Origin of the sequence: Paenibacillus sp. FSL L8-0333 (assembly GCF_037965665.1) — a bacterium.
Lineage (GTDB): Bacteria > Bacillota > Bacilli > Paenibacillales > Paenibacillaceae > Paenibacillus_AQ > Paenibacillus_AQ odorifer.
Window position 1 is genome coordinate 2090188 of the sequence record NZ_CP150186.1, and the last position, 18078, is coordinate 2108265.

The 18078-nt window shown below is 47.9% G+C and carries 15 protein-coding genes; 6 read left to right on the forward strand and 9 right to left on the reverse strand.

Annotated features, from left to right (window positions below; all coding sequences use genetic code 11):
• Positions 1-16: 16 nt before the first annotated feature.
• Positions 17-337, reverse strand: a complete 321-nt coding sequence (locus NYE72_RS09005) for a cupin domain-containing protein (RefSeq protein ID WP_036683993.1) — start codon at positions 335-337, stop codon at positions 17-19.
• A 26-nt stretch (positions 338-363) separates the two neighbouring features.
• Complete coding sequence (locus NYE72_RS09010) at positions 364-2904, reverse strand: heparinase II/III family protein (RefSeq protein WP_076140862.1); 2541 nt, start codon at positions 2902-2904, stop codon at positions 364-366.
• Positions 2905-3140: 236 nt separating this feature from the next.
• On the opposite strand from NYE72_RS09010, the gene NYE72_RS09015 reads away from it, so the two are divergent.
• The 5 genes from NYE72_RS09015 (at position 3141) to NYE72_RS09035 (ending at position 9864) form a co-directional block, all read left to right on the forward strand.
• Positions 3141-4037 (forward strand): sugar ABC transporter permease, encoded by an 897-nt coding sequence (locus tag NYE72_RS09015; protein ID WP_038569654.1) that lies wholly within the window; start codon positions 3141-3143, stop codon positions 4035-4037.
• An 87-nt stretch (positions 4038-4124) separates the two neighbouring features.
• Positions 4125-4946 carry a carbohydrate ABC transporter permease gene (locus NYE72_RS09020; protein WP_232061512.1) on the forward strand — a complete coding sequence of 274 codons (822 nt, stop codon included), beginning with the start codon at positions 4125-4127 and terminating at the stop codon, positions 4944-4946.
• A gap of 45 nt (positions 4947-4991) precedes the next feature.
• Positions 4992-6761, forward strand: coding sequence for a sensor histidine kinase (locus NYE72_RS09025; RefSeq protein WP_076140864.1), 1770 nt, complete (start codon positions 4992-4994; stop codon positions 6759-6761).
• A 7-nt stretch (positions 6762-6768) separates the two neighbouring features.
• The gene (locus NYE72_RS09030; protein WP_254924594.1) at positions 6769-8385 is read left to right on the forward strand and encodes a response regulator; all 1617 of its coding nucleotides are present in this window, start codon (positions 6769-6771) and stop codon (positions 8383-8385) included.
• Positions 8386-8478: 93 nt separating this feature from the next.
• A complete protein-coding gene (locus tag NYE72_RS09035; RefSeq protein ID WP_038569657.1) occupies positions 8479-9864 on the forward strand; it encodes a sugar ABC transporter substrate-binding protein in 1386 nt (461 codons plus the stop codon).
• Positions 9865-9940: 76 nt separating this feature from the next.
• Here NYE72_RS09035 and NYE72_RS09040 read toward each other — a convergent pair whose 3' ends face one another.
• From NYE72_RS09040 to NYE72_RS09065, 6 genes are read right to left on the reverse strand one after another with little or no spacing between them, the layout of a single operon-like run.
• Positions 9941-11071 carry a YheC/YheD family protein gene (locus NYE72_RS09040; RefSeq protein ID WP_036683982.1) on the reverse strand — a complete coding sequence of 377 codons (1131 nt, stop codon included), beginning with the start codon at positions 11069-11071 and terminating at the stop codon, positions 9941-9943.
• Positions 11053-11571, reverse strand: a complete 519-nt coding sequence (locus tag NYE72_RS09045; RefSeq protein WP_036683981.1) for a GNAT family N-acetyltransferase — start codon at positions 11569-11571, stop codon at positions 11053-11055. The genes NYE72_RS09040 and NYE72_RS09045 overlap by 19 nt, the downstream gene beginning before the upstream one ends.
• Positions 11572-11597: 26 nt before the next feature.
• Positions 11598-12710: a YheC/YheD family protein gene (locus tag NYE72_RS09050; RefSeq protein ID WP_036683979.1), complete on the reverse strand. Its 1113-nt coding sequence runs from the start codon at positions 12708-12710 to the stop codon at positions 11598-11600.
• Positions 12707-14080 carry a YheC/YheD family protein gene (locus NYE72_RS09055; protein WP_036683976.1) on the reverse strand — a complete coding sequence of 458 codons (1374 nt, stop codon included), beginning with the start codon at positions 14078-14080 and terminating at the stop codon, positions 12707-12709. The genes NYE72_RS09050 and NYE72_RS09055 overlap by 4 nt, the downstream gene beginning before the upstream one ends.
• On the reverse strand, positions 14081-15247 hold the full coding sequence (locus NYE72_RS09060) for a YheC/YheD family protein (RefSeq protein WP_052096916.1): 1167 nt from the start codon (positions 15245-15247) through the stop codon (positions 14081-14083).
• A 10-nt stretch (positions 15248-15257) separates the two neighbouring features.
• On the reverse strand, positions 15258-16625 hold the full coding sequence (locus NYE72_RS09065; RefSeq protein ID WP_038569658.1) for a YheC/YheD family protein: 1368 nt from the start codon (positions 16623-16625) through the stop codon (positions 15258-15260).
• A gap of 371 nt (positions 16626-16996) precedes the next feature.
• Here NYE72_RS09065 and NYE72_RS09070 point away from each other — a divergent pair, with 371 nt between their 5' ends.
• Positions 16997-17335 carry a YlbF family regulator gene (locus NYE72_RS09070; protein WP_036683973.1) on the forward strand — a complete coding sequence of 113 codons (339 nt, stop codon included), beginning with the start codon at positions 16997-16999 and terminating at the stop codon, positions 17333-17335.
• 130 nt (positions 17336-17465) lie between these two features.
• Here NYE72_RS09070 and NYE72_RS09075 read toward each other — a convergent pair whose 3' ends face one another.
• Positions 17466-18041 carry a hypothetical protein gene (locus NYE72_RS09075; RefSeq protein ID WP_036683971.1) on the reverse strand — a complete coding sequence of 192 codons (576 nt, stop codon included), beginning with the start codon at positions 18039-18041 and terminating at the stop codon, positions 17466-17468.
• Positions 18042-18078: the final 37 nt, after the last annotated feature.

Consider the following 18078-nt stretch of genomic DNA (forward strand, 5'->3'; position numbering starts at 1 on the left):
GCCAGATATATATTTATTAGCGTTTCAGCAGATCCTCGCGGATTGGTGTAAAGACATCGAGCAGCGCGGAGTCTGCTTCCAATGCGGTTACACCGTGCTTTGCATCTGGCGGTATGGCAATACTTTGCCCCGCGGTTACCTTATGCTTCTCGCCGTCAATACGAAATTCAAAGCTTCCACGCAGACAGTAGCTCATCTGCTCGTGAGGATGGCTATGCTCATAGCCCTCGGCTCCCTTTTCGAAATGAACCTCCATCATCATCAGACTGGCTGCAGCATTCAAGATACAGCGTTTAACTCCCGGTTCTGCTGGTTCCCATACTCCAAGATTGCTCATGTTCTAATCTTCCTCCTTCTATATAGTTATCGGGGCATGGCGATATGAATTTTGCCTGCCTCAATTCTTAATTGGGTTGGTTCAGGTTGCCCGGACGTTGACTCAGGTTCTCCGAGAAGCCTAAGCGGTCCGAGACCCGGAATAGTAACAAGGCGTTCCTCCTTGGTGCCGTTGATGGCGGCGATAAACCATTTTCCATCCGTACGGGATATCCTGTACAAGCGTACTCCTTCGACAGCCTCTTCATAATCAAGCTGTTCAAGCTGTAGTGAAGGAGCATCTTCTGTCCGGGGATGAAGCAGAATGACGTAGTCGCTTGTACCACCATAAACACGGAAATGTTGCTGCTCTGCCAGCGGATAATTCCCGGCTACAGCGCCTTCTCCCATTGTAATCACTGGAAGTTCTGGCTCGGCGATATAAGCGCTTAGGTGCTTGCCGTTCAGGCAAGCTGCATCAATGGATTGCTCCATGATACTTGCATCAGTACTGAGTGTATGCAGATTCCAGACGCTGTTCGATGCTCCCTCGATTCGATCCCATATCAAGTAGACGTTAAAGCCTGCTTTAATGAATAAGAAATTCCGCTCATATTCCCTGGCGTTAGCATCTGGAATAAGACTGCTGGCATGATCTAACTCTTCTGAGAAGCGTACTTCCTTGCAAGTGCTTTGCAGTGGGCCATTGGCAAAATTTCCGAATGAATCGGTAAATTGGACAACATTATGAGCTGCGCTGGATACATACCAATGCCGATCCCCGTTATAATAACCTCCCGTTCCAGAATCAAGGGTTACTGGAACACCATCTGCCCAGATGGAGAAGTGCCCTTCATCGTGATGAGCGTGATAAGTCAGCGGTGAAGCCTCGTAGATTGCATAATGCTGAAGGTTCTGTTCTCCGTTGCGGAAGATGACATAACCGATATCGGGATAATGTACGGAGTCGAGTGCAGGCCTTTGTTCTGCTAAATCGGGCTGTGGATATAACAGCGCGACCAGAGGCAGAGGAAATGCGCCACTATCCTCAATCGGTTCTCCGCCGTGCTTCCACGTCCAGAGCATTTCCCCGGCAAGCTGGGGGTCTTCGTCCATATAGAATGGGGCAGCGTATCCAAGCAGGCGAAACCATTGTTCCTGCACATTGGCATCGCCGACCGCTGGTGTAAGCAGGATGGGGGAGCCAGAAGAGCCTCCTTGAATAATATCGGGTACAGTCACTGTGCCGATTAGGAAACGGTACATGCCCTTAACCTTTTCATGCTTGAAATAATCAATGCCCTTCAAACGCTTTAATAGGACGAAGAAGAGAAAATAGCGATGCAATACTGCGCCATGGTAGCGAATATTTTCTGGCCATGCGCCGTCTGAATCCACCACTTCTGCCAGCTGCCAGTTGATGACAGAGAGGGCATGATCAAGATATGCCTCACTTTGTTTTTCATTGGGAAAGAGGAGGGCATATACACCCAGTCCGGTTGCCCGGTCGGCATTCCAATTACTGCGTTTTCCTCCCTTTTCATCTGGGAAGGTCTCCAGATCAAACCGGTAGTAGTGGGTATCCATCATCATGTCTGCGATATACCGGAAATGAGCGAGAAGTTCGGTTTCTTCTCCAGTGAGGAATACACTGCTGCCAGCAATCTGATCGTAGATTACCGAAGCAGCAGCGAGCCCCCTCCCGATATGCACCGCGCCGTAAGTATCATCGTCATGCCAGCCGTCTCTACGGAAAATATCCATGCCTACCCGCATATCGGCAAGCATGTACTGGAGCTTTTGCTTGGCTCGAACCGCAAATTCACTTTCACCCGTGATCATATACATATTGGCGTCCGTTCCCGTAGCCTCCAGCAGGTAGGCCCAATTGGTAAGCGTCGGCCGATTAAAAAGCGGGGAGAGCTGCTCGGTTCCCAACGGCTGCCCCGCAGCATTTAGAAAATGGACCCCGATGCAGATTCCTTCGTCTAGAGGAGCTTCCAGACTGAGTGCTGTCTGCATGCTGTAATGATCACCTTCGTATACAGGTATGGTCTCTCCATAATGAAGGATTGTCAATCCCTTCACTTCCTCATTACTGATGCAGATACATTGCAAATCGTCTGCCAGAGTGGCGCCAGATGGAGTCACACCAGATGGCTGAAGACCCTGCTGCCAGCTGGCCAATTTCTCTAGATATACTTTGCTTCCGTTTTCTCGGTCCTGACTCCACCCCAGCATCCCAGATTCTAGACCGCCATTCGCTAGTTCAACCGGCAAGCCAAGCTGCGAATGAGTCAGACGCAAGCCCCCGATGCGTGCCGTGCCCTTTCCCCGAATCTGTACAGAAAGCTTCAGGAAGGCCGTACTGGGAGGGGTTTTAAAAACAAAGGGTTCTACCCGGAACACGCCGAGTTTATGGAGTGGCGCAGCAGCTTCTCGGCTGGCAAATTGTTCAGATAGCTGCCGTTGTCTTTCGTACTCTTGCCGGACCTTGGGAAGCTGTTCGATTCTAAGGCGTATGCCCTCCAGCTCTCCTTCCGTATAACACCCGAAGGGGCGTGTACCGCCACCATATGCTGAAATCATCGGTAGTTCTAACCTCCTTGTAAAGTTGTCATATTTCGTGGGTGAGCTTTCTCTTAATTAGTATAAACGTGGCTTTACGAAGGGCGGGATAGATAAACAAATGAAGGAAAGGGGACAAAGCAACTGAAAAAGTGAAATTCTCCCCCAAGCGCAGTCGCTTTCTCCCTAACCGTTACGAACGGATAGAATTATCATTAAGGACATAAGCTTAGTCCAATGGACAGGAGGAACAATAAATGAATTTATCAAAACGTCAAATTAACGCCTGGACCTTCGTTGCTCCCAGTTTGATTCTGACGCTGGTTTTTGGAGTATATCCGATCTTTTGGGCTCTGAAGTACATGTTCTATGATTACCAGGGCTTCGGCGAACCCCTGTTTATCGGACTGGAGAATTTCGAGCGCTTATTAAGGGATCAGGAATTCTGGAAGTCAGTGGTCAACACCTTTATCTACGCTGGAGGCAAGCTGCTCATCACCTTGCCATTATCATTTTTACTGGCGGTTGTCCTTAACCGTGCTTTGAAAGGGCGGCAGCTGCTAAGAGCGATTTACTTTATGCCGACCGTAATCAGTGCTTCGGTTATGGCCATCGTATTCTACGTTATCTTTAATTCATACAATGGGATGGTTAACCAGCTATTGGTCGGCTCTGGAATTATTTCCGCTCCGATAGATTGGCTAGGGCCGAAATATGCCTTACTAACAGCTATTATGATTGCGATATGGGGGGCTATCGGTAACTATATGCTGCTCTTTATCGCTGGTTTACAGAACATTCCTGAGGATCTCTATGAGGCGGCATCTATAGATGGAGCTGGACCCTTCAGAAAAATGTGGAACATCACCGTTCCCATGCTCGGACCTGTATTGCAAATGATCATTATGCTCGCTATTACCGCCTCCCTAAAAGGCTATGAGAGTATTATGGTGCTTACCGAAGGCGGTCCTTATGGCAAGACGGAAGTTATGTACCTGTACCTGTATAAGCTGTTCTTCCCTGTATCCAGTGGAGGTACAAGCATTCAGCAATTTGGCTACGGTAGTGCGGTTGGTTTTGCCACAGCAGTTATTGTAGGTCTGATTACCTTAGTCTACTTTTATGTATCTAAAAAGCTAAATGATATCTATTAAAAGAGAGGAGAATGAACAGTGAGTACATTACATGCGGAGACGAAGAATACTTCGGTCCAGCCTGTCCGATCCTTCAAGACCCGAGCGGTGCTGTCCCGGACCTTGCTGTGGATTTTTCTACTTATAGTGGCGGCTTTTGCGTTGTTTCCGATTATTCTGGCTTTTTTCGGATCCCTTAAGACCAATCTGGAGTTGACGACGGGAACCACCTTGCTGCCTAAGTCATGGCAGATTGGAAACTACGCGCAGGCTTGGAATTCGGCTAACTTTGCCCGCTTTACATGGAACAGTGTGTTTATCAGTATCTTTACCACCTTAGGCACTCTATTAATTGGAACGATGGCCGCATATGCGGTAGCGAGAGTCGATTTTTACGGGAAACGTATATATGTTGTAATTCAGTCCTGCACGCTATTCATCTCGATCGGTGCTGTGGTGCTTCGGCCGCAATTTGACCTTATGGTAGCGCTTAATCTACAGAAATCGTTATGGGGAGTCATTATTATTCTGATTAGTGCGCATGCTACGGCATTTTTTATGTTGATTGGTTTTGTACGAGCGATTCCGAAGGATCTGGATGAGGCTGCTTTTATTGACGGCTGTAATTTCTATAGCGTATACTTTCGAGTTATCTTACCGCTTCTGACGCCCGCCCTTGGAGTCACGGCGCTCTGGACCTTCCGCGGAGCATGGAACGAATATATTCTGCCGCTGGTTTTTACCATGACTCAGCCCAAATTACAGACACTCACCGTAGGATTGGCGGGGCTAAAATATGGTATCGGCGATGCGGCGCAACCTCAATTGATGCTCGCGGGTGCATGTCTGTCCATGTTGCCAATGATTGTTGTCTATATCTTCGCTAATAAATCGTTCATGCAGATGACAGCTGGCTCTGTAAAGGGCTAGATTCGGGGCGGGCTTCGGACAGCTATTCAAGAAGGATGTGAATACATGCTGAAGGCCTGGGTTTATCGTACCTCTTTGAAGAAAAGAATATGGCTGTCTTTTACCGCACTGACGGTATTCTGTATTTCTGTCACTGGTTTATTGGCTTACTCCATTGCTTCTCGGGCGATGGAGCGTAACTCTGTCGAGTTAAATCAAAATGTGCTGAATCAGTCAATCAATGTCCTAGACCAGAAGTTAAAGCAAATCATTGTGGCTTCCTCCACGATGATGTTGAGCGAAGCTTATCAGCAGACCATCCGGGATATTAAAGCTCATAATATGGAACGTTTTTTTGCCAATTTTTCTATGCTGCAAGCGCCCTTCACGCAGGTAGAGTTGACGGAAAACTCTATTGAATCTATCTTGATCAGTACGCCGGACGGGGATTTCTACTCTACCAGCAATCAGCGCAGAACCTTGACCCCATTTCTAGAATCTTCGCTGTACCAACGGGTTAAGGAGAAACCTGAATCCAATTGGGTGGAGAGCCATCGGGACGAGCTATTTGCCGGGAAACATCATGTTATTTCCCTAGTCTTGCAGCCGCTTACAGACAATTATGTCCCTGATCTATTTTTGATCGTTAATGTAAAAGAGGACATTCTTGAAGATACTGTAAGTGGAGGCGGGAGCCTTGGCTCCGCGCGTTTTTTACTGATCAATAAAGAGGGAACAAGCGTCTTCGGAGACGGGGAACGCCCGGAATGGTCTCGGGACTCTGTGTTTTTAGACAAACTGAGGGAGGCGGACCGGGGTAATTTTGAATATTCCGCTGGTGACGGGACAATGCTGCTCAGCTATGCCAGTTCAGGGTATGCAAAAGACTGGGTGTTGGTCAGCTACCTGTCCAAAAAGGAACTGCTGCAACCTGTTCGGAGTATTCAATGGCTGGTGTTGATGATCATGGCGGCATGTATCGTCATCGCGCTTTTTCTTGCAAGGTATCTGTCCGCTTTGCTACTGGGACCGCTGCTGAAACTGCAACGGACGATGTCTCGTGTAGAGCAGGAGGATCTCAGTGCTCGCTTCCAGAGTCCTTTCCAGGATGAGATTGGGGAGGCAGGACGCAAATTTAACCAGATGTTAGACCGGATCGGCGAGTTGATTGTTGAAGTCAAGGATACAGAAAAAGAAAAGAGAAAAGCGGAGATCAAGGCGCTTCAGGCGCAGATCGAGCCTCATTTTTTATATAACACATTAAACACGATTTTCTGGAAATGTGAGATGGATGAATATGAGGACGTGAAACAGATGGTCATTTCGCTGTCTGCGCTGTTTCAGCTGGGACTGAACAACGGGTATGAAATTACGACCTTAGGCAAGGAACTGGAACATGTCCGCCAGTATCTAAACCTTCAGCAGCAATGTTATGAAGGGTTGTTTGACTATACAATTGATGCCGGAGTGGAACTGCTGGAGCTTCCTGTGTTGAAAATTATTATTCAGCCCTTGGTAGAGAACTCTATCCTGCACGGTCTTAAGGAATTAAGGGGAGGGGGAGTGATCCGGATCTCTGTAGAAGTAGCCAAAAACACACTGCTCATCCGGGTTACCGATAACGGAACCGGCATGAATGCGGAGAAACTCAATGCCTGGCTGAAGGAGCCGAACGGCAGTGGAGGGTACGCTCTGTCTAATATATGTAGCCGACTGCAGCTGTACTACGGCAAAGAAGCCGGATTGGTCTTTCGAAGCAGTCCGCGTGTTGAAACCGAAGCTGTTCTATCCATTCCTGTGGAAGGGGGAATAAATCCTGAGCGCCCATTCAATTAAAATATGTATTGTTGATGATATTCCTGCAGTGGTCCGCGGATTGTCGCAGCGGATTCCTTGGGAGGAACATGGGATTGTGATCGCGGCCACCGCGGCAGACGGGGAAGAAGGTCTGGAGCAGATCCGCAAGCATCGTCCTGACATCGTATTGACGGATATCCGAATGCCTTTTAAGGATGGTTTAGAGATGATGCGAAGCCTTCAAGCGGAGCAGCCAGGCATCAAACTGATTTTTTTGACGGGTTATTCTGATTTCACTTATGCCCAGGAAGCTGTTAAGCTGGGTGCCTTTGATCTGATTGTAAAACCGTACACCAAGGTTCAAGTGCTTGAATCCGTGTTGAAGGCCAAGGAAGTGTTGGAACGGGAACGCAGTCAAGCTGAGCAGATGATGGGCATGGAACAAAAGCTGCGCGAGAGCTTACCCTATTTGCGTCAGGAATATATGCGTCTGCTCATCCGTTACGGAACTAGACAGCAGCATTTGAGCCAGCAGTGGGATTTTTACAATATCGAGATGAATAACCATAACTTTTGCGTGATGGTAGCGGAAGTGGATTTTTTTGTGGAACGTACATCAGAACTTACGGTTTCCGAGGTGGAGTTAATCCGCTTTGCCGTACAGAATATTTTGGAAAATACAATATCTGAATACACTCGGGGCATTGTGTTCCGGGAAAATGTGAATCAATTCGTTATTGTGATGAACCCTCTGGCGGAGCCGAATATGGAGCAACTTGCAGAGAAATGCCGGGAAAATGTACATCGGTATACGTACCAGACGGTGTCCATTGGACTGGGTGGAGAGGTAGAAGAGGTAGGGCAGCTTTCTGCTTCTTATGCGCAGGCACTGTCTGCACTTGCGAACACCTTTCTAAATGGTGGGAACAGCGTGTACACCTATGTTGAAGATGCAGTCGTGAATGCCGCGCTACCCAGATACTCATATGACAAGGAGAAAGAATTGCTTTATTGTCTGCGTTCGGCAAATTTGTCCAAAGCAGAGGAGCAGCTGGATAACATTTGGCATGATTGGATTACTGCACCGGCAACGCCTAACCCGTCCATCGTTAAGACACTCTGTCTTGAACTGGCTCATTCTATCCATCGGATTTTTTCGGAAAAAGCAACAGATTCGGAAGTTAAAACTCTGGAAAACAAACTTGCAGACATGAGCAGTGCAGTTTCATTTGAAGATCTTAGCCGCCAGATTCGGGAATTTTGCCGTTTGGGCTGTACGTATTTGCAACAACGCCAATGCAGCGACGCGCGTATGCTTGTGGATCGGGCCATCACTCATATCAATGGCAATCTGCATCGAAATCTATCCGTCGCCGACTGTGCACGGGAGGTGCATCTTAGTCCTAGCTACTTCTCCAATCTTTTTAAAAAGGAGACGGGGATGACACTCGCCCAATATATTATCGGGAGACGAATGGACAAAGCCAAGGAGCTAGTGCTGGAAGGCATACAGGTTCAGGATATTGCCATCTCTTTGGGCTATGAGGATCGTCCCTATTTTACAGAGCAGTTCAAAAAATATACCGGAATGACGCCGACTGACTTTCGTGCAAAATATACCTTACCCAAAGTGGAGGGAAACAGTGATTTCGTCTCCCATTGACAGTTGTTTTCTCCTTCACTGATAAAAGGGCAGTGGAATTATAATTTTCTTAAGAAATGAATGCGATTTCAAAAGAAAAGGGAGGCATTTTAGATGAAAAGAAACAAATGGATATTAGCTGGAGTTTCGCTGATGCTGGCTGGCTCGTTGGCCGCCTGTTCATCATCCGAATCTAATACGGAGGTAAGCAGCAGCAATACAAACTCCGAAAAAACAAAATTGGTCTACTGGACCATTGATCGTCACGATTCTGATTTTATTGAACAAAAAATCAGTGAGTATGAAGGTCTTAATCCCAATATTGAGATTGAAATGAAGGTTATGGCAGAGAACTATACCCAGTCGGTGGATATTGCCTTCTCCAGCATGCAGGCGCCTGATATTCTCCGGGTGGATACTTATAACGTGCCAACCTGGGTCAAAAGAGGGTATCTGGAATCTTTTGATAGCTACATTTCACCAGAGATGAAGAGCCGGTTCGAGAACGTACTTATCAACGAGAAAAATACCGTTGACGGCAAAATATATAGCCTTCCCAATATTGGTCAGTTCTGGCGCCTCATCTATAACGTAGATTTGTTCGAGAAGGCTGGCATTACAGAGCCGCCTACCACACTCGCAGAGATGGTCGAGGATGCCAAGAAAATTACGGCAGCGGGAAAAGATATAGGCGCTTACGGCTTCGCGGGTAATTTCAAAAGTACCAGCGGATTTGAGCGTATCGCTTATCCAATAACAACACTTAGCAAGACTAAGGGCACAGAGGGCTTCGACTTCCAGACCGGGCAATTTGATTTTAGCGTGTATAAAGAGGTTGCTGAGGCGCTGCGGCAGATTAAGGTGGATGGAAGCATGATGCCAGGATCGGAATCGCTTGATATCGACCCGCTGCGTGCGCAATTTGCTCAAGGCAAGATCGGTATGTATTTCAACCATTCCGTTGAGCCGACGGTCTACAAAACCCAATTCCCAACTGAAATTCGCTGGGCAGCTGCGATTCCTCCAACTATTGACGGGGAGCAGAAGGGTGTCAGCCAAGTTATTGCAGGAAGTTATTTGGCTATGAGCAAGGATTCTAAGCATAAGGAAGAAGCTTGGAAGTTTATTGAATGGATGTACAGTGATGATGTGCAGATTGCTTATCAGGAAGCAGGGTACGGGGTTTCGGTTATTCCATCGGTTGCTACTGTTGCCAAGGCACCAGACATTGCAGGGATTGAAGATTTTCTGCCTACAAAGTTAGACGGGATTTATCCAGCGACTCCGATGGTCATTAGTGAGGGACGTCTGGAAGGACTAAAGAAGGTTGATGTCTTCAATAGATACATTTTTGGTGGTGGAGATTTAGATAAAGAGCTTCAGGACTTGAATACTCGCTATAATGCGGCACTTGAAAAAGCCAAAGCCGCAGGTGACACCGATATCGAAGCACAGCCGGACTTCGATGCAGGTTCCCTGCAGGGATCATTGGCCAAATAAATCGAAAAGACGCCCCTTCGGCTTCGTATTAATACGAGCTAGGGGCGTCTTTTTTTGATGACTATTAAGATAATTTTTATTCCTCAGTCGTTTTAGCTGTGCTGGGGGTTCCTTTGTTATTGTAGAGCCACAGCGCGTATTCCAGAGGGCGAATAAGGGCTTTGCGGTATGTGGTTCCGTCACCTGATCTTGCGAACACTTCACGGGCGGGCTTTGGATTAACCTCCAGCACGTAAATTTTCCCTTCGCGATCAATGGCGAGGTCCAATGCAAGCTCACATAAGGCTCCGTAACTTTCTTCCAGGAAGGCTGCGGCATCAAGGCCTAACCTCTCGGCAGTCTTCATGACCTTATCGGTTTTATCCTGACTACCCAGCCATTCCTTCAGCAGTGTTTCCGCTCGAACGGCATGACCACCGCCATGAAGATTGGAGGTTACACTCCGCGCTGCACCGACCCGTGCTGCCATACCTGTGAGTTCCCAGACACCTTGCCCATTCTTTTGAACGAGCATCCGGTAATCATGGAAACGTCCGCCCGGCAGACGTAATGGAATCCCTTGTTGGATAAGGAAACGTCCGCCGATGCACCATTGCCGTACGATGGAATCCAGCCGAGTAGAAGAGACTTTACGTGTGGGAATGATTCGGCGATCCTGGCGACGGCCTTGAATATCATATACCCCACGCCCATTCTTCATTCTCTCAATTCTGAGGATGCCACGTCCACCTGTGCCGTTTGCCGGCTTGATATAGACTACTGAATTGGTTTTCAGCATCCGGCGCAGGTCGGCAGAGGACTGATAGAGTAAAGTTTCTGGCATATGTTGCCGGAAACGGCTTTTTTGTGAGAATGTTTGGTGAATGGTCCATTTGTTGCGCAGTGGACGATTCAGAAATAACAGATGATTGTAGCGTTCTCGGAAACGAAGCAGTTGCTGAAAGCGTGAGCTGCGCTGAATACGGCAACGGTCATAAATCATGTTCGGAAAAGAACGCCATTTGCGTGACCATTTTCCGCTCTTGGGATCAAAGACAAGGGCATGGATCTGCTCTTTACTGGGATGAACATCCATGGGGGTGAAAACAAAGACATCCAAGCCAATTCGTTTGCCCTCGACGATCATTCTCCGGTACACGGCCTTTTCTTCAAGCTGCTTGGCTTCGTTAATATATAAAGTAAGAATGCCTAAGACGGGCTCTGGCACAGGAGTTCACCTTCTTGTGGAGAATTAGTAGTGCTGCCGGTATGATGGGGTGACCGGAGCAGTAATGTTGGCTTGCCGGTAGGACCAGTGGTAAGTGTGTCGGCAGCAAGGCCGATATTGAAGCACATCTTTAGGCTAGCTGTATTGTCACAGGCAACACTGCATTGCAGATGCCCGAGGCGTTTCAGCTGGGCAGCCATTAAGGCAGTGCCGGTGTGTCTATTCCGGTAGAAGGGGTGCACAGCGACAAGACAGGCTTCTGCACCGAAACCGGATACGAAGCTGACTCCTGCGAGCTGGCGCCCATTCTGACCGCGTACGGTGGCGACAAGCAGCGAGATACCCGGCTCTGACAACTGATCCGGTGTTAAACGGGCCAGTACTTTGCAAGCTTGGTTTGTGATTCGCTTCTCCCCATGCGCTCTTATAAACTCAAGCAGTCCAGCCAGCCGTGATTTCCACTGTTTGGCATTTGTGTCATAGATGGAGGATATCTGCATGCTGTGTCACATCCTTTTAATGATTTCTATTTAAACTGGCGCGCTAAGTGCTGGCCGTAGTGAAAGATTCGCTCTAGGGACAGCTTGCGGATCGCGGGTTCATCAAATTTCATCGGCCGGGAGTTGGCCTCAAAGAACCAGAGTCCCCCGTTCTCATCTACACCCAGATCCATCGACATCTCTCCGAGCATAGAGTCAGAAGCTCTTTCGATTTGTCTAGCGATAAGAAGGGCGGTTGTAGGCACGCTCTTCAGGATCATGGCTGCTCTTTCGGTTCCAAATGTACTTTCCAGCATGCTGGCAGGCTCTTCAATACTACCGCCGCGTGGTACATGTGTCGTTATACTTCGGGCACCGGCGAGGCGTGCGCCTATGCCGGTCACTCCCCAGCCGCCTCTGCTGTTTTTTTGCAGCAGCACCCGCAGATCAAACGGTCTTCCCCGATGAGTCGCCAGTTCAATAGCCTGCTGCACAATATAACGAGAGATTCCTTTTTCTTTTCCGATTCTTGCCCAGAGCCGGTCCATGGAAGCTGCTTTGTACGTCACATTTTTTTTGCCGCTTTGAATTTGAAGCCGGTAAGGCAAAGCGGTATCTGCACGATATTTCAGGCGCATAATTCCTTTTCCTGCTTTGCCGTTCTCTGGTTTAAGGTAGAGGCTGGTATGCTGGTTCAGCATGGCAGTAAGGGTGTTTGCACTGCGTAATCGTCTCGTTTTTGGAACATGCTTTGAGGTGGAGTGCGAACCCCTTAACCATTCGAATAGACTCCATTTATTGAAAAAATATGGATTATATAGCTTAATGCCTGGATGTTCCAGGCATTGAGCTATTTTACGTACCACAGCAGGTTTTTCCTCATCCTCACGGGTGGGAATTCGGTTATAAATGATTTGTGGAAGAGGTACAGGAATGCTGTACCAGATTTTACCGCTGGACGATGGGACATATCCGTTCACCATCCGTTCCTCAAGCTTGAGGTCACGGACAGTGACGACGTAGACAAGAAATCCCATTTCTTTGCCTGTGCGAATAATGTCCCGGAAGTTGCTGCGGTTGCCATTAAATTGCCGTACTTTATCGCTGGTGGTCAGTATGGCAATAACAGGTTTTGTATCTTCCGGATTATGGGTGCTCACATCTCATCCCTCCTGCGGAATTTGCTGAGGTATAGACAATGCTCCAGAATGTGCTCGATGGAAGCTTTGCCCTCAGCGCGCAGGGAAGGGTGACGGAAGATGGAACGACCTGGTTTGGCGTTGGCCTCGAACATCCAGATGTCTTCATCCTGATCAATTCCGAGATCAAAGCCAATTTCACCGAGCAAATGACGATGCTGGACTTCTAGTGATTCTGCCAGCTTGATGGCTGTAGTCTTTGCACGCTGCAGTACTTCGTCAGCTCTTGCGCCGAATACACGTCCGAGTGCTTGCTGAGGTGTAAGCAATGCTCCTCCATTTTTAAGGTGAGTGGTGACACTGCCACGGCCGGCTTTTTTAGCGCCTATGCCGACTACAATCCACTGATTACTGCCGTTTTTATGCATATGGAACCGGAAATCAATCGGGCAGCCATCTATTTCAATGAGGCGTATTCCCTGCTGAACTATATAATTTTGCAGATTTTGACCGTGACGCGAACGAAGCATACGCATAAGGGCTTCAAAGGTGGTAAAGCGTAAAAGAACGTTTTTTCCACCGCGGCGGTAGCGGGCAAAATACCCCTTTTTCGGGAGATAGGTAAGCCGATAAATTCCGTGACCCAGACTTCCCGCAGAAGGTTTATAGTATACAAAATGATGGTGATCCAGCATTTCTCTCATTTTTTCCGTGGACGGATTGCTGTGGGTTTCAGGTACGTAACGATTTGCCGCCCCATCATTTTCTAAAAGCTTATAGATATCGGATTTATTGAAAAAGCTCCAGTTAAAGTATGGAATTCTTTTCCGCATAAATCGTTCGCGAAGTTGGTTGATATAGGGTGAGGTCTCAGCTCTCCGACTGGGCAATCGATTATAGACAACATCAGGCAGAGGGACCATTTTTCGTTCAAACTTACCGCTTGAAGTCAAAAAATATCCATAGACCTGTTCCTGTTGCCAGTTGATGTCACGCGGCATAAAGGCAAATATATAACATTTGTTGCTGCCTTCCCGCAGTAATTGCTTGATGAACCCTGTGCGAGAACCGAAAGGCTGAGACGAGGAAGCAGGACCATCGGACAATATGCCAACTAAAGGTCCTAGCTGCACCTCGTCATTCTGTAGATTGCGTAAATAGACACCGCCTGATTTCGGAACCTTGATAGCGCTTTTTACGCCTGAGGCGAGATATAGGTGATTTCCGGCGCGCTTGATGGGCTTGATCATGGTCGGGGTGGCATCTTTACCGAGCCTTAAGCGTATATTTTTTTTCCCGGTTAACTTCAAGCTTTTCATCAGTGCACCTGATACATATACAACTCTTTGGGGCTGCTTAGTGAAATGCACATTGCAAAAAGTGAGACTCATTTATGAATCCTCCTTAGGAACCATTGTTATCATTCTCCCGTTTGTAACGGAGCTGTCCGTAGATAGGGATGGTATCCGTCGTTGTGTGAGCAGTAGATGGCGCGCATAAGACAGTGGATTCTCGGCGGCGAGCTTAGCAGCCCGGCGGTCGCCCGTCAGCCGGAATACCGTGCGCCCTGGCTTGGAATTTGCTTCTAGTAAATGAATCCGACCGCTCGAATCAATACCGAAATCAAGGCCGAGTTCTCCAAGCCTGCCGCATGCAGCCTCCAGTAGTGGAGGCAAGTATGCAGCTTCTGCAGCAAGCTCACGCATGATGTCTTTTCCACCCTGACCATATTCTGCAAGCAAAAAAGGCAGGGGAGAAACAGCTGTTCCGCCGCCATGCAGGTTCGAAGTCAGCGAACCTTGGTTACCCAGCCGTACGGCCATGCCGGTAAGAGTCCAGCGGCCAAGGCCATTCTTTTGCATCAATACACGCACATCGAACGGTTGCCCCTTACTATTAGTTAGGTGCAGGAAAGGCTGTATAATATAGCGGCGTGAGCCGATAAATTCATGAATCCAGTTCAGTCCTTCAGCCTGTGAGTCGAAAACATATTGAAATGGTGTATTTGTTCCGTCACGCCCTCGTACTCTCATGCCTCTGTTCTGCAGTATGGAATGTAATGTACGTTTGCCATGGGTGCCGGCCTTGGGCTTTAGAAAAACTCCATATTCTCTTTCAGCAAGCATTGTACTTAACCTGCGGGTACCGGTATAGAGTACAGTTTCCGGCAGTATTGCCGCTGCTCTCCGGTCGCGCTTCAATATCTCATGTACACCCCATTTATCTGGCAAACCTCGAGACCAAGGTAGAGAACGATGAAGAGAAGAAAGTGCAGCGGAAGCTTCTTTTCTTTCTTTCGGACCTTCGTGAAAACAGCGATTATAGACAATATCTGGCGGTGAAGAAGTGGTATTCTGCCAGCTTCCATCTTTCCAGGTATAGCCGGTAATGGAGGAACCGTCTGCCGCTACTCCGTCTGGATGAAATACGAGGACTTTTAGGCTGTATAGAGGAGCTGCCCGGCATAAATGACTGCAAAACTCTGGCTCGGCGATCGGTGGATTCCCGTTGCGGCGGCCTGTCATAATGCCGAGGAACCCCACTTCTTTTTCAGTCATCGTGTCCTCCTTATAAACCGGCCAAGTAGCGGCAATATAAAATCATTTGCTTGACGGACGGTCTTATTTTTTGATCGTTTAACGGTGTATTATCGTTCTTGGAGGGCTTGGAGTTAACCTCTAAGAGCCATATTCGTCCTGATTGATCCAGTGCCAGATCGATTCCGAGCTCTCCGAAATGAGCGGGGATAAAGGTTTCGACCCCTCTTGCAATGGCAAGTGCTGCTCTGGGCAGCTGAAGCTGAACGTTTTCTTTTGCGCCCGGAGGAAGACTGCTCTTGCTAATCGCTTCTTTCACTGTGCTGAGACTGCCACCTCTAGCTAAATTAGACACGAAGTGATTGCTTCCGGCGGTGCGGGCGACAATGGAGGTAACTCCCCATTTTCCGCTGCCATTCTTCTGAACAAGTGCCCGGAAATCTACAGGTCGCCTTCCTAGCTCCATCAAAGGCAATCCCTGCTGAATCTGGTATCGAGTGGTCTTCATTTTGGGAGCGATGGACTGGTACAATTTAGCGAGAGTGGTGTAGCTTTGCTTGCGTGTACCTATGGAGGTAGTAGACAATAGACGGTAACCTCCGCCTTCTTCTTTAGAGATACGAAGTATGCCTTTGCCGAGACTGCCTCGTACAGGTTTCAAAAATACACTTGGGTAATGGCTGCACATCTTCTTCATTACGGCAAAGCCGTTCAACGCATGCGATTCAGGTAAATACCGCTGCAGGGAAGGGTCTTGCGCTAAAGCTTCAAATACCTCTGTCTTGTCAAGAAATTTTTCGTTGAAGAAATGCGTTCCATATCGCGATTTTACATCCGCCAAAAAATGCTGTACGCTAGGTTTATTCTCCACCTTTCGCGTCGTTAACCGATTGTTGATTACATCGGCAATGGGCAGACTCATTTTTCTCCAACCCTCGTTGTATACCCAGCCCTGAATGGAAGAACTGCGTGTTTCCAGCGCTTCCGGGGTAAAGAAATATACATAGGCGCCTTGTGTGTGGCAGGCATTTGTCAATTCCCGGCAGAACATGGTAATGGGTCCAAACAACCTGTCGAGATTATCTGGATGGTCACGACTGACGAGCACGCCGATCAACGGTCCAAGCCGCAAGGTGCGGCTTACAGAGCTGTAAGAAACGTTGAGGGTTTGTCGGTGTTTCCATCCGGTCCGCCGCGCCAGTCCTTCGCTTACACGCAGGATGTCGGATTTGGGAGCCGAGATAATGGTAACCTCCTGCCGGAAAGAGCCGAATGCCAGCTGGAGTGTTCCGTGAGACGGGATTTTGAGTCTTTTCATGGATTTTTCGCCAAGCATTATAGCGTTTTCCTGCAGGATGCCCGAGTTGACCGTATGGACCGGGATCTTGAATTGGGACATCGTGGATCTCCTTCCGGTAGGCAGCATGATGCCGGCAATTTGGTAGCTAAGGGTTACATATCATTCATCATATGGAGACAGATGACCCTTGGTGATTGACCTAATCGCTAAAAACCTTGCCCAGTCATTTCATAAGCTCGGCCCAAGAAGCGAAACAAGTATGGAATGAGCGAATATTGGAAACTAAAGCAGCGTGGATTCAGGAAGCGGCTGCTAACAAAACTTAAGCGTATGTTTTCGGAGTGAGTTTTTAGAGCAGAGTAGATTCAGGAAGCAGCTGTTACAAAACCTAAGCGTAAGCTTCCGAAGTGAGTTTTGCACGAAGACGATCTGAGGAGTGTACGCTAACAAAACTTTTAGGAGGAATCATAATGAGCATTCACGACAAAGCACATGAACTGGCGAAAGCCATTAAAGAGAGCAGCGAGGTATCGGACATCAGAAATGCCATGAAGGTCGTAGAAACGGATCCTGAAGCGAAAGCGATGCTGGACAATTTCCGCCAAGGTCAGATGGAGCTGCAACAACGGATGATGAGCGGAGAAATGCCTCCACAAGAAGAAATGGAAAAGATGGAGAAGCTGTTCGAGGTGCTTAATTTGAATCTTGGCATTCGTCGTCTGTTCGATGCGGAACGCCGTCTGAGCGTTGTAATCGAGGATGTAAATAAAATTATCACCGAGAGTTTGTCCCAATTGTACGGTGAATAAATTTCAGCAATGAAAATCAAAAGAGGGTGTTCCCGAAGCCGATGGCTCTGGAAGCACCCTCTTTCTTGTGGCTGTGACTATATGGCTAGCCTAAGCTCAAGCTCGACCTCAACCTCAACCTCAACCTCAACTAATCTTGTTTACCTTCGACTGCGCAGAGAAGAATACCAGCTGCCAAACCTAAGCGGCGATCAAGCTTGCCTTTTCGATCCTCCGAGAAGTCAGCCATAATTTTGGTGACAAATGGATTGAAATTTTGCTTGAAGGCAGGGATCGTAGTATCATCCATCTCGATATTATATTTCTGCGGAATAATAGCGATGAAGCGGCGCAGTAAAGCCATCGCGGTGCTGTCTTCCTTGATTTTTCCGATTTCCTGATCATGACGGTCAAGAATAATCCATTCATCCTTCAAAATAGATTTGAGACCCTTACGGCGAAAAGCACCAATATGCTCACCGGACTCTGTATCGTGTACATCATAAGTAGCGCTAAAATCGACGACGCTACGGGCTTTTATGCGCAGAAGCTCCTTCTGCATAGATTCATCCGTATAAAGTGCAATGTCTTCTTTAAGCTTGAACGCTTTCATTTGTGAATAGAGCACAAGCTGCTCAGAGCTGTCAAAAATATGAAGTTTCGCACCCATGATCGAAAATACCTTTTTGCGAATTATGTATTCGGTATGATTATAAGCTGCATTCAATTCAAAAACGCCTCCCCTAAATGAAATCATCATCTCA